At 59.7% G+C, this 11,436-nt stretch carries 12 protein-coding genes; 9 read left to right on the top strand and 3 right to left on the bottom strand.

The features are described from left to right. Positions 1-47 precede the first annotated feature (47 nt). The 5 genes from RUESEDTHA_RS07280 (at position 48) to RUESEDTHA_RS07260 (ending at position 5,039) form a co-directional block, all read left to right on the top strand. Positions 48-1,031: a tripartite tricarboxylate transporter substrate binding protein gene (locus RUESEDTHA_RS07280; RefSeq protein WP_180885675.1), complete on the top strand. Its 984-nt coding sequence runs from the start codon at positions 48-50 to the stop codon at positions 1,029-1,031. A gap of 65 nt (positions 1,032-1,096) precedes the next feature. After that, a complete protein-coding gene (locus RUESEDTHA_RS07275) occupies positions 1,097-1,579 on the top strand; it encodes a tripartite tricarboxylate transporter TctB family protein (RefSeq protein WP_180885674.1) in 483 nt (160 codons plus the stop codon). Between the two features lies 1 nt (position 1,580). After that, complete coding sequence (locus RUESEDTHA_RS07270; RefSeq protein WP_171123686.1) at positions 1,581-3,092, top strand: tripartite tricarboxylate transporter permease; 1,512 nt, start codon at positions 1,581-1,583, stop codon at positions 3,090-3,092. Next, positions 3,082-4,269: a CaiB/BaiF CoA-transferase family protein gene (locus tag RUESEDTHA_RS07265; protein ID WP_180885673.1), complete on the top strand. Its 1,188-nt coding sequence runs from the start codon at positions 3,082-3,084 to the stop codon at positions 4,267-4,269. Before RUESEDTHA_RS07270 ends, RUESEDTHA_RS07265 begins: the two co-directional genes overlap by 11 nt. Next, complete coding sequence (locus RUESEDTHA_RS07260) at positions 4,266-5,039, top strand: citryl-CoA lyase (protein WP_180885672.1); 774 nt, start codon at positions 4,266-4,268, stop codon at positions 5,037-5,039. Before RUESEDTHA_RS07265 ends, RUESEDTHA_RS07260 begins: the two co-directional genes overlap by 4 nt. 39 nt (positions 5,040-5,078) lie before the next feature. On the opposite strand, the gene RUESEDTHA_RS07255 is transcribed toward RUESEDTHA_RS07260, so the two are convergent. Genes RUESEDTHA_RS07255 through RUESEDTHA_RS07245 form a run of 3 tightly spaced genes read right to left on the bottom strand, consistent with a single transcriptional unit; the run spans position 5,079 to position 8,586 of the window. After that, on the bottom strand, positions 5,079-6,575 hold the full coding sequence (locus RUESEDTHA_RS07255) for a heme biosynthesis protein HemY (protein ID WP_180885671.1): 1,497 nt from the start codon (positions 6,573-6,575) through the stop codon (positions 5,079-5,081). Between the two features lie 10 nt (positions 6,576-6,585). Continuing rightward, positions 6,586-7,818, bottom strand: coding sequence for a COG4223 family protein (locus RUESEDTHA_RS07250; RefSeq protein ID WP_180885669.1), 1,233 nt, complete (start codon positions 7,816-7,818; stop codon positions 6,586-6,588). Between the two features lie 54 nt (positions 7,819-7,872). Beyond that, the gene (locus RUESEDTHA_RS07245; RefSeq protein ID WP_180885667.1) at positions 7,873-8,586 is read right to left on the bottom strand and encodes a uroporphyrinogen-III synthase; all 714 of its coding nucleotides are present in this window, start codon (positions 8,584-8,586) and stop codon (positions 7,873-7,875) included. 96 nt (positions 8,587-8,682) lie between these two features. Between RUESEDTHA_RS07245 and tsaD the strand changes: the two genes are divergently transcribed. Genes tsaD through RUESEDTHA_RS07225 form a run of 4 tightly spaced genes read left to right on the top strand, consistent with a single transcriptional unit; the run spans position 8,683 to position 11,432 of the window. Beyond that, complete coding sequence (gene tsaD, locus RUESEDTHA_RS07240) at positions 8,683-9,780, top strand: tRNA (adenosine(37)-N6)-threonylcarbamoyltransferase complex transferase subunit TsaD (protein ID WP_180885665.1); 1,098 nt, start codon at positions 8,683-8,685, stop codon at positions 9,778-9,780. Next, positions 9,777-10,739: an NAD(P)H-dependent glycerol-3-phosphate dehydrogenase gene (locus RUESEDTHA_RS07235; protein WP_180885663.1), complete on the top strand. Its 963-nt coding sequence runs from the start codon at positions 9,777-9,779 to the stop codon at positions 10,737-10,739. The genes tsaD and RUESEDTHA_RS07235 overlap by 4 nt, the downstream gene beginning before the upstream one ends. Position 10,740: 1 nt before the next feature. Continuing rightward, positions 10,741-11,010, top strand: a complete 270-nt coding sequence (locus RUESEDTHA_RS07230) for a YciI family protein (protein ID WP_170386865.1) — start codon at positions 10,741-10,743, stop codon at positions 11,008-11,010. Next, complete coding sequence (locus RUESEDTHA_RS07225; protein ID WP_180885661.1) at positions 11,010-11,432, top strand: EVE domain-containing protein; 423 nt, start codon at positions 11,010-11,012, stop codon at positions 11,430-11,432. Before RUESEDTHA_RS07230 ends, RUESEDTHA_RS07225 begins: the two co-directional genes overlap by 1 nt. The last annotated feature ends 4 nt before the right edge of the window (positions 11,433-11,436 follow it).

Here is an 11,436-nt window from a genome sequence, read left to right as displayed (position 1 = left end):
GTCCAATCTGAGCCGCCATGCGGCCGGTTGTCAAACGGGAGGAAACCATGACGACATTCAAACTGGGCCGTCGCGCCCTAATCGCAGCTGTGGCCGCAATTGGCCTGACCGGTCCGGCGCTGGCCGACGGCCATAAGGTCGTAGACAGCATCCACTTTCTGATTCCCGGCGGCGCTGGCGGCGGTTGGGACGGCACGGCCCGTGGCACGGGCGAAGCACTGACCAACGCGGGCCTTGTCGGAACCGCGTCCTACGAAAACATGTCCGGCGGTGGCGGCGGCAAGGCCATCGGCTTTCTGATCGAAAACGCCGACAGCAACCACGGCACGCTGATGGTGAATTCGACGCCCATCGTGATCCGCTCGCTGACCGGCGTGTTCCCGCATAACTTCCGCGACCTGACTTTGGTGTCGGGCACAATCGGCGACTATGCGGCGATTGTTGTGGGCAAGGACAGCCCCATCAACTCGATGGAAGATCTGCTGGCCGCATTTGACGCTGACCCCGCAGGCACAGCGATCGGCGGTGGCTCGGTTCCGGGCGGTATGGACCATCTGGTTGCGGCCATGGTGATGGAAGCGGCGGGCAAAGACGCACTGGCCGTGAAATACATCCCCTATGACGCAGGCGGGAAAGCCATGGCAGCCCTGCTGTCCGGTGAGATCGCCGCGCTGTCGACCGGTTTCTCGGAAGCCGTCGATCTGGCAAATGCCGGTGAGGTCAAGATCATCGGCGTCACCTCGGAAGAGCGTGTGGACGCCGCACCTGACGCGATGACCATGATGGAACAGGGCATCGACACCACCTTTGTCAACTGGCGCGGTTTCTTCGCAGCCCCCGGCCTGCCCGAAGACAAGCTGGCCGCCTATCAGGACGCCATTGCGAAGATGTATGACACCCCGGAATGGGAAGAGGTTCGGGCGCGCAACGGTTGGGTGAACATCCACAACTCGGGCGCTGACTTCCAGACCTTCCTTGAGCAGCAGGAACAGCAGATCGGTGATCTGATGAAGAAGCTGGGCTTCCTCTAATTGATAATTGGCAGAGCGGTCCGCCGCTCTGCCTTCCCCAAAGACAACAAAAAGGAGGGGGCATCATGGCGTTGGATCGCTGGATCGCGCTCGTTCTGCTGGGTGTTTGTTTAACATATGGCTACGCCGCCTGGTTCACGATGGACAGTAGCCTTCCCCCTTTCATGCAACGAAATCCAATCTGGCCAAGCACCTTCCCCAAAGTGCTGTCCATTCTGGGGATCATCACCACAACGATCATCCTGCTGGGCTTTGAAAAGTCCGAGGTGAAAGAAGCCGATATCGACTATCGGCGTCTGGGCGAATACCACTTGGATCAGGCGCTGATGCTGCTGGCTTTGATGGTGATCTACGCCCTGTGCCTGCGCCCCGTCGGTTTCCTGATTTCGACGTCGGCATTCCTGATCCTTGGCTCTTTCATTCTGGGCGAGCGCAAATGGCACATCATGCTGCCTGTTGCCTTCATCGCAACGGGGGCGGTCTGGTATCTGGTCCAGGAAGTTCTTGGCATCTACATGCGCCCGTTGCCGGGCATTTTCGGAGGCTGACATGCTTGAAGGACTTCTGATCGGCCTGCAAACGGCATTCTCAATCCAAAACCTTCTGATGGTCATCGCGGGATGTCTGATCGGCACATTCATCGGGATGTTGCCCGGTCTCGGACCGATGTCGATTATCGCTATCATGATCCCGGTTGCAATCTCGATGGGCGACCCTTCCGCGGCGCTGATCCTGCTGGCAGGGGTTTACTATGGCGCGATCTTTGGTGGCTCGACATCCTCGATCCTGCTGAACGCGCCGGGGGTCGCGGGGACGGTGGCCTCAAGTTTCGATGGCTACCCGATGGCGCGACAAGGCAAAGCAGGCAAGGCGTTGACAATAGCCGCGATCGCCAGTTTCGCAGGCGGCACGCTGGGTGCCGTGCTGCTAATGGTGTTTGCCCCTGCCCTTTCATCAGTAGCGCTGTTGTTCCATTCGGCCGAGTATTTCGCGCTGATGGTAGTCGGTCTATCCGCCATTGCTGCATTTGCCGGCAGCGGACAGGTCGCCAAAGCGGTCATCATGACGGTCCTTGGGCTGATCATGGCAACCGTTGGCGAAGGCGCATTGTTCAACCTGCCCCGTTTCACCATGGGGATCATGGACCTGCAATCCGGCTTTGGGTTCATCACGCTGGCCATGGCCATGTTTGCCCTGCCCGAGGCGTTGTTTCTGGTCCTGAAACCAAAAGACCTGAAAGGCGACGATGGTGAGATCAAAGACCTGCGCATTACCAAGGCAGAAGCCAAGGCTATCGCACCTGTCGTGGGTCGCCAATCCGTGCAAGGCTTTTTTATCGGTGTTCTGCCGGGCGCGGGCGCGACAATCGCCAGCTTCCTTGGCTACGCTGTTGAGCGCAACATTGCCCCGAAAGAGGAACAGGAAGAATTCGGCAAAGGCTCGATCAAGGGCCTGGCGGCCCCGGAAACGGCGAACAACGCCGCCTGTACCGGATCATTCGTTCCGCTGCTGACGCTGGGCATTCCCGGTTCCGGCACAACCGCGATCCTGCTGGGCGCTCTGATTGCCTTGAACGTGACACCCGGCCCGCGCTTGATGCTGGACGAACCGCAGATCTTCTGGGCGGTGATTATGTCGATGTTCATCGGTAACCTTGTCCTGCTGATCCTGAACCTGCCGCTGATCCCCTACATCGCCAAGGTGCTGTCGGTTCCGCGTAACTACCTGATCCCGTTTATTTTGTTCTTTACCCTGATGGGGGCCTATATCGGGCAGAACAATGCGACCGAACTGTTGATCCTTGTTGGCTTCGGCGTATGCGCCACGGCTTTGAAGTTTGCCGACTATCCGCTGGCCCCGCTTCTGATCGGGTTCATCCTTGGCGGAATGATGGAAGACAACTTTGCAAGGTCCATGCAGCTTTATGATGGGATCGCGTTTATCTGGGAACGTCCCATGACGCTGGGCCTGCTGGTCATCGCCGCGCTGCTGGTGCTGCTGCCCAGCTATCGCGCACGCCGCGCACGGGCGCGGGCTGCTGGTATCGCCGATGGCGACTGAGCCGCTGGCAGGGATACGGGTTCTTGACCTGACGAATGTTCTGGCAGGCCCGTATTGTTGCTATCAGCTTGCCCTGATGGGGGCCGAAGTGATCAAGGTCGAACGCCCCCAGGGCGGCGACCTTGCTCGGGTGTTGGGGGCTGACCCGGATCGAAACACAGCCGGGATGGGCATTAGTTTTCTTGCACAAAACGCGGATAAGAAATCAGTCACGCTGGATATGAAATCCGCCAAGGGCAAAGCCTTGCTGAAGAAGCTGGTGCAAACCGCCGACGTGCTGGTCGAAAACTTCCGGCCCGGTGTCATGGACCGCCTTGGCCTTGGCTATAATGTGCTGCGCGCTGAAAATGCCAATCTGATCTACTGCGCGATCAGCGGTTTTGGGCAGGACGGTCCGCGCAAAAAAGACCCGGCGTACGACCAGATCGTTCAGGGTATCAGTGGTGTCATGTCGATCACCGGAGCAGCCGATACAGCGCCCTATCGCGTCGGCTACCCGCTGGCCGATACCGTCGGTGGGCTAACCGCCGCCTTCGCTATCAGTGCCGCCCTGAACGCCAAGCCGCGCGGCGCGTTTTTGGATATCGCAATGTCCGAGGCCGTGGTCTCCACTATGGGTTGGGTGGTATCGAACTACCTGATCGGGGGCGTCACGCCAGGGGCGCATGGAAACGAAAACACGACGTCTGCCCCGTCAGGAACTTTTGCCACAGCGGATAATTCGATCAACATCGCGGCCAACCGCGACGAACAATGGCAGGCGCTCGCCCGGCACCTTGGGCGGGACGATTTGCTGGACAACCCTGACTATGCCACGCGCGAAGATCGCAAGAGGAACCGCCATACCCTAAGGGACGAACTGGAAGCTACCCTGCGCACCCGACCCGCCCGGGAATGGGTTGGCGAGCTGAACGCGATTGGCGTCCCAACCGGGCAGGTGATGACCGTGCCTGAGGCGCTGGCTGACGAACAGCTTACGGGCCGCGGGTTGATTGGAACTTTGCCAGTTCAGAGCAAAGAGCTGAAACTGACCGGCAGCCCCGTCGTGATGGACGGTCAACGCAGAATGCCCCGTACCGCCCCGCCGGACTTGGGTGCAGATAATGCGGCGATCTGGTCAGAGCTTGGCCTGACCCGTGATGAAATCAACGCGTTGATGAAGGAGGGGGTCATATGAGCGATGTCGCCGACTGGTGGACAACATCCATCATCGACATGGAACCCGGACGAATAGATCTGCGGGGCACACCTATTCAGGACCTGATCGGCACCCTTGGTTTTGCGGAAATGATCTGGTTCATGGTGCGCGGAGACAGACCATCCCCTGCACAGTTGAAATTGTTCGAGGCCGCGCTGGTTGCAGCCGTGGATCACGGGCCGCAAGCCCCTTCGATTGCTACGGCGCGTATGGCGGTGACGTGCGGCCTGCCGCTCAACAACGCCATGGCAAGCGCAGTGAATATGCTGGGGGACATCCACGGCGGCGCTGGGGAACAAGCGGTAACCCTGTATCAGTTCGTCAACGCGCACCCATCCGCCGTTGGCCCGGCACTGGATGACTGGATCACCGCGCAGGGAAAAATTCTGCCCGGGTTTGGCCACCGTTTTCACACCCCAACCGATCCGCGCGCCCCGCGTTTGATGCACCTTGTGGACGAAGCGATTGAAGCGGGCGCCTGTGTCGGGCGCTACAAATCCGTAGCGCATGACATCGAAGAGGAACTGGCCCGGCGCAAAGGCAAGCCCGTTCCGATGAATATCGACGGTGCTACGGCGGTGATCTATGCCGAGCTTGGTTTTGATGCACCACTAGCGCGCGGCCTTTTTTGCCTGTCCCGATCTGTTGGCATTCTGGCACACGCTTGGGAGCAAACTCAGCAGGGTGGCCGAAACAAGGGCCCGACCCCGCCAAACTACCGCTGGACGTATCGGCCCAACGGCACTTGAAGGGCAATAAGGTTCTAAAGGGCCTTTTGAACCGTGCCCTCAGACCTTTTCTTCGATTGCAGGCTCGATATCGGGGCGCACGGGTTCGGCCTCCATTTCGATCACCTCGGACTCAGCCTCTTCTTCCGGCTCGTCAACCTCTGGCTCGGGTTTGTCCTCTAGCGCACCGACGATCAGCGGCAACATGTGCACGCCGGTGGCCGAGGCGATCTCGGGCGTTTGCGGTGTTTGCCAACTGAGCGTGTCAAAGCTGTGGCAGTTCTGACAGACAGGGGCCCACTCGGGCTGAATGTCATGGCAGTTGTCACATACCCATTGCGGTCCGCGCGGCGCATTCAGAGCTTTGGCCAGCCACCCCTGCACAACCGCGTCCGACGCACCCTCGCCGCGTTCAATTGCGGCCATCAGAGTATAGGCCCGCGCATCCGCCTGCTTTTCGACGACATCACCCAGCGCACGCCTTGCTTCGGGAAAGTCCTCGGCCACGATGTTCAATTCAGCCAGGATCAGGCGGGTTTCAATATCTTCGGGATGCACACGGGTCAGCGCGGTAAAGCGCTTGATGCGCTCGTCAGGAGTTTCATCCGGAACGATCTCGGCAAAGGCATGAGCCAGATCGGGATGGGGCTGAACCTCCCACGCCTTTTTCAGGATCTTGGTTGCCGAACGCGGCTTGCCCTTTTCAATATAGGCGCGCGCGGCCATTGCCGCCGCTGGCACCAGATCAGGGGACAGACGGTTAGCTTCAATCGCGTGCTCGCGTTGTTCAACCGTTGCGGATTCGTCCAGAATCCCTTTGGCTTCGGACAGTGCCAGCACCGCATCGCGACGCTTGTACACGTCGCGCGGCAAATGACCGGCCTTCAGCTTGGCGGTCAGGGTAGATCGGGCCCCGGCCCAATCCTGCGACTTGGTCTGAAGACCCAGTAGAATATCCTGTGTTTCCTGATGTCGCGGCTTGATCGCCAGCGCCTTTTCCGCAAGCTTACGGGCGGTGTCATCATCGCCTTCGGCCAGCTTCTGTTTCAGGATACCGCGCACACCCACAAAGCGCGTGGCGTTATTTGTGACCAGCTTGCGATAGGTCTCGGACGCTTTCTTGGTGTCGCCGTTCATCTCGGCGGCCTGCGCCACCAGCAGGTTCGTTAGTTCAGGTTTGTTCAGCAGTTTTTCAGCCTTGGTCGCCTTGTTCATGGCAACGCGGCCTTCGCCCGAGGCCAACGCCATCAACCCGTCGGCCAATGCCTGATACCCGCGCTGTTCCCGGCTGCGGTCGAAATACCGCGACAACGCGGTTTCATCACCGTTGAGGAATTTCAGCGTGGCAATCAGCAGTGTCAGCAATTTGAAGAACAGCCAAATCGCAAAGACCATCACGCCCAGCGCAATAACCGATTGTAACGGACCCAGCGTATATTCCATTCCACCTGCAGTGATCTGTACGCCACCGCTGGTTTCCATCAGGAAGCCCGCGCCCACAGCCAGCAAACCGACAATCGCTACAAAAACAAGAATCTTAAAAAGTGACCACAGCATGGCAGGTCCTTCAGTTCGAGTTCGCGCCAGAGGATAGCGCATCTGCGGCGTCGACCGCGGCCACCCGCGTTTGTGCCGCCTGTTCCCAATCGGCCATCGCAGCTTTTGCCGCCTCTGGCAGGGACTTGAGTTCATTCAACGCGCCGGACACGTCACCGTCTGACAACGCGGCCTGCGCACGGGACAGAACTGCATCCGGGCCATCCCCATCCTGAGGCGTCACAGAACGCGCGCCTGTCTGGCGCTGCAGGAAGGCAACCAGCCCGACGCCTTTGTCAGCCTCTCGTGCGTCAGCAAGCGCCGCGCGCGCAGACGGTTCAAACGACTCGCGCAGCTCCGCAAGAGTTGCGACACCCTTATCCGCCGGGGCGCTCAAAGCCTCGGGCACGTCAACACCGCCGGCCGAGAGGTCGGCAATCAGGCCCGGGTAAGGCTGTCCCGAGTCCAGCTCACCGCGCAGCTTGGACAGAATCGCGGCATTTTTTGCGGCCATCGCCTCGGCCGAGGCTTTCGCCTCAAGCGCCTGCGCGTCTGCCACCATCTTTTCAACTTCTGCACGTTGGGCGGCCAGAGAATCCTGTAATTTCTTCAACTCTGCTTCAAACGCAGCCGTTGCTTCGGGTGACGCGCCCTGCGTCAAGGCCCCGCTTTCAATCTCACCCAACCGGGCAGTCAGCGGCTCAATCTTCTCGCCCAATTCGGCAAGGCTGGACTTAACGGTATCCAGATCAGCGGTGATGGGTGCCAATTGACCAGTTAACGCATCAACTTTCGATGCCAGTTCCGAGCCACCGGATGCCGATTTGGTCAGGGATTCAATTTGGCTGGCCTGTTCGGTTAGCTTGGCCTCCAACGCCGCGATCTGATCTGAGCCGTCGGATGAGAACATGTTACTGTCGCCAACTGTAAACCCGATAGCTGCGGCCAATACGCCGCCCAGCAGCGCGGGCACGAATCCGCTGCGTTTTTCGACCACGCGTTCACCGGGTTTTTCTTCATCAACCTTATATGAGGCTTCGGCTTCGGCTTCGGCTTCGGCTTCGGCTTCGGCTTCGGCTTCGGCTTCGGCTTCGGCTTCGGCTTCGGCTTCGGCTTCGGCTTCGGCTTCGGCTTCGGAAACCGGTTCTTCTACGGGCTTAACCTCGTCAACCGATGTTTCCTCGGCCGCCGCAACAGCATCGGCTACGTCGTCGACCTTGGGATCATCCACCGGCTTTTGATCGGTTTTCTTACTACCAGCCAACGCAATATTCCCTTTATCGAATCCGAAATGACCTGAACTACAGACCCAACTAAGTTAATCTGTGGCCTCGTCGCCCTCAACCCGCAACGCATGTTTCACAAGCTTTTTAATGGCTTTCCTCATTTTCTTCGGAGTCGGTTCCTTGGCAATCTTCAGACGCTCATAGCCCAAGGAATAAAGGGGTTCGGCTGTCGCGGCGCTGATTGCAGCCAGCATCAAGGGTGCCGTCCCATGCCAGATGTCGGCAAAATGTCGCGCCGTTCGGGGGGAAAAAATAGGGGCAATTACGGGCGCTTTTTCGAACGCGGCGGCCTCGGCTTCGGATGTCAGCGGTAACAATCGCTGCTGATACACGGGCAGTTCGCGCACAGTCAGGCCGGATTCGGTCAGCCGTTCGGCGACACTTCCACGCGTGTGTTCTCCGCGCAGATGCAGAAGCGGGCTGTCGGGCCTGGCTTGCAGCAGGGCGGCAACCAGTTCTTCGGCAGTCTGGCCCACCATCTGTGCCTGCCATCCTGCACCTTTGGCCGTTCCAGTGGTTGCAGGGCCAACACAATAAGCAGGCAGAGCGCGATCCACGCCCATTGACGCCGCGGCATTAACCGCATTGGCCGACGTAAAAATCAGACCGCGTACATCCGTGTCGTTTACCTGAACCGGCAAGGGCTTGATTTCGAGGATCGGGGAATAGATGACCTGAACCCGTGACCTGACCCGGGTTGGCAATTGCGCAACGAACCTTTCCGAGGCGGCGCGAGGGCGGGTCATCAACAAATACAACGGCGGTGCCCCTGGCCTTGGGATTGTTTGCATCCGCGCAGGGTGATACCCCGCTTTGCAATCAAGGTGTAACGGATCAGGCCAATGGTGCAAACACTTACTGTCCTCGGGCTGGAAAGCAGTTGTGACGACACAGCCGCCGCAGTCGTGCGCCAAAGTGACGGCGCCGGGGCAGAAGTGCTGTCGTCGGTTGTCTATGGCCAAACAGATCTGCACAGCGCATATGGCGGTGTCGTCCCCGAAATCGCCGCCCGTGCCCACGCCGAAAAGCTGGACACCTGCGTGATGCAGGCGCTCGAATCCGCAGGCGTAACCCTTGGTGACGTCGATGCCATCGCCGTGACCGCCGGTCCGGGTCTGATCGGCGGCGTCATGTCCGGGGTCATGTGCGCCAAGGGCATCAGCGCCGCTACCGGACTGCCCCTGATCGGAGTGAACCATCTGGCCGGTCACGCGCTGACTCCTCGGATGACGGACGGGATCGCGTTTCCGTACCTGATGCTGCTCGTGTCGGGTGGACATTGTCAGTACCTGATCGCCCACGGCCCGGAAAAGTTCACGCGGCTGGGCGGTACGATAGACGATGCCCCCGGCGAAGCATTCGACAAAACCGCGCGGCTTTTGGGTCTGCCACAGCCCGGCGGCCCTTCGGTCGAAGCCGAAGCGCGGAAAGGTGACCCGAAACGGTTCCGTTTTCCTCGGCCTTTGCTGGATCGGCCCGGTTGTGACCTGTCCTTTTCTGGCTTGAAAACGGCCCTTATGCGTATGCGTGACCAGATCGCTGCGGAAAAAGGTGGGTTCACCCGTCAGGATCGGGCGGACCTGTGCGCCGGGTTTCAACAGGCGATCGTGGATACTCTGGCTGAGAAAACACGACGGGCCATCGACCTTTATCTGCAAAAAAGCCCGCCTGACCCCGTTATCGCCGTCGCGGGTGGGGTCGCGGCCAATTCTGCCATTCGATCCGCGTTAGAGACTGTTGCGACCGAAAACGGGGCCCGCTTTACCGCACCTCCGTTGCGCTTTTGCACCGACAACGCCGCCATGATCGCCTATGCCGGGATCGAGCGGTTTCGCACCGGTGCCCGCGACGGGCTGGACCTGACAGCACGTCCGCGATGGCCTCTGGACCGAACCAGCCCCGCGATGTTGGGCAGCGGCAAGAAAGGTGCCAAGGCATGAGTATTTCCGTACTGGGCTCCGGTGCCTTTGGGACAGCGCTGGCAATTTCGCTAGCCGGGAACGGGCCAGTCACACTTTGGGCGCGCGACGTGGATCAGGCGCGTTTGATGCAAAGAGACCGCGAAAACGCGGCGCGGTTGCCGAATGTATCGATGCCCAGCGCGATCACCATTACCTCTGACATCGCAGAGGCGGCAACGAACGAGATTCTGCTGGTTTCCGTGCCCATGCAGAAGCTGCGCAGCGCTCTCATGGATCACGCCTCGGCGTTATCGGGAAAGACCTTGGTCGCCTGTTGCAAGGGAATTGAACTGTCGACTGGGCTTGGGCCGATCTCGGTCATTCAGCAGGTCATACCAGATGCGTGCCCAGCCCTTTTGACCGGACCGAGTTTCGCCGACGACATCGCGCGGGGGTTGCCGACCGCCCTGACACTGGCCTGTGCCGACCAGAACCTGAGCCAAGAACTGCAGCACGCCCTGACAACGTCCAACTTGCGCCTGTATCGCACAACAGACGTCACCGGTGCCGAACTGGGCGGGGCATTGAAAAACGTGATGGCCATCGGATGCGGAGCCGCCATCGGTGCGGGACTGGGTGACAGCGCCCGTGCCGCCCTTTTGACGCGGGGCTTTGCTGAAATGCAGCGATTTGCGCTTATGCGAGGCGCGCAGGTCGACACGCTGATGGGGCTGTCTGGTTTGGGTGATCTGGTCCTGACCTGCTCGTCCGAATTGTCCAGAAATTACCGTTTTGGCCTATCTTTGGGTCGAAATCTACCTTTCGACACTGCGACCACAGTCGAAGGCGTCGCCACTGCGCGTGCGATGTCCGACATCGCGACACAAGAAGGGCTGGATATGCCCATAAGCGCAACAGTGGCGGACCTGAGCCGTGGTGCCTACAGTGTGACCGAGGCCATTCAATCCCTGCTAAACCGACCCCTGAAGGAGGAATAATATGCTCATTGCCCTTATCGCCCGCGACAAGGACGGCGCCCTACAAACCCGTCTGGACAACCGCGCCGCGCATCTCGGCTATATCGAGGAAACCGGCGTTGTCGCACAGGCTGGGCCCTTGCTGGACGGTGACGCGATGATCGGTTCATTGATCATTCTCGAGGTCGAGGACATGGCCGCCGCCCAGGCCTGGGCCGACAATGACCCATATGCCAAGGCCGGTCTGTTCCAGTCGGTTGACCTGATCGCGTGGAAAAAGGTCGTGGGCTGATGGCGTATTGGCTGTTCAAATCCGAACCCTCGACCTGGAGCTGGGACCAGCAGGTCTCCAAAGGGGACGCAGGTGAAGAATGGGACGGCGTGCGCAACTATCAGGCGCGAAACTTCATGCGCCAGATGGCGGTTGGCGACAGGGGGTTCTTCTACCACTCGCAAAAAGACAAGGCGATCGTTGGTATCGTCGAAGTCTGCGCCGAGGCCCACCCCGATAGCACCACAGATGACGACCGCTGGGAATGTGTGGACATCAAAGCGGTGCGCCCATTCACGACACAGGTGACCTTGGACGATATCAAAGCGGATGAGCGTCTGGGCGATATGGTATTGGTCAAGAACTCTCGGCTGTCCGTGCAACCGGTCACCGAGGCCGAATGGCAGGTGATTTGCGATCTGGGGCAGACGCAAGCGGAATAATAAA

This window comes from Ruegeria sp. THAF57 (genome assembly GCF_903914075.1).
In the GTDB taxonomy this organism is placed as follows: domain Bacteria; phylum Pseudomonadota; class Alphaproteobacteria; order Rhodobacterales; family Rhodobacteraceae; genus Ruegeria.
This window is presented reverse-complemented; position numbering and strand designations above follow the sequence as displayed.

What these genes read in the sequence shown, in the direction of transcription:
- RUESEDTHA_RS07280 (WP_180885675.1), top strand. Translation starts at nt 48, where the DNA reads ATGACGACATTCAAACTGGGCCGTCGCGCCCTAATCGCAGCTGTGGCC.
- RUESEDTHA_RS07275 (WP_180885674.1), top strand. Translation starts at nt 1,097, where the DNA reads ATGGCGTTGGATCGCTGGATCGCGCTCGTTCTGCTGGGTGTTTGTTTA.
- RUESEDTHA_RS07270 (WP_171123686.1), top strand. Translation starts at nt 1,581, where the DNA reads ATGCTTGAAGGACTTCTGATCGGCCTGCAAACGGCATTCTCAATCCAA.
- RUESEDTHA_RS07265 (WP_180885673.1), top strand. Translation starts at nt 3,082, where the DNA reads ATGGCGACTGAGCCGCTGGCAGGGATACGGGTTCTTGACCTGACGAAT.
- RUESEDTHA_RS07260 (WP_180885672.1), top strand. Translation starts at nt 4,266, where the DNA reads ATGAGCGATGTCGCCGACTGGTGGACAACATCCATCATCGACATGGAA.
- RUESEDTHA_RS07255 (WP_180885671.1), bottom strand. Translation starts at nt 6,575, where the DNA reads ATGCTGTGGTCACTTTTTAAGATTCTTGTTTTTGTAGCGATTGTCGGT.
- RUESEDTHA_RS07245 (WP_180885667.1), bottom strand. Translation starts at nt 8,586, where the DNA reads ATGACCCGCCCTCGCGCCGCCTCGGAAAGGTTCGTTGCGCAATTGCCA.
- tsaD (WP_180885665.1), top strand. Translation starts at nt 8,683, where the DNA reads ATGGTGCAAACACTTACTGTCCTCGGGCTGGAAAGCAGTTGTGACGAC.
- RUESEDTHA_RS07235 (WP_180885663.1), top strand. Translation starts at nt 9,777, where the DNA reads ATGAGTATTTCCGTACTGGGCTCCGGTGCCTTTGGGACAGCGCTGGCA.
- RUESEDTHA_RS07230 (WP_170386865.1), top strand. Translation starts at nt 10,741, where the DNA reads ATGCTCATTGCCCTTATCGCCCGCGACAAGGACGGCGCCCTACAAACC.
- RUESEDTHA_RS07225 (WP_180885661.1), top strand. Translation starts at nt 11,010, where the DNA reads ATGGCGTATTGGCTGTTCAAATCCGAACCCTCGACCTGGAGCTGGGAC.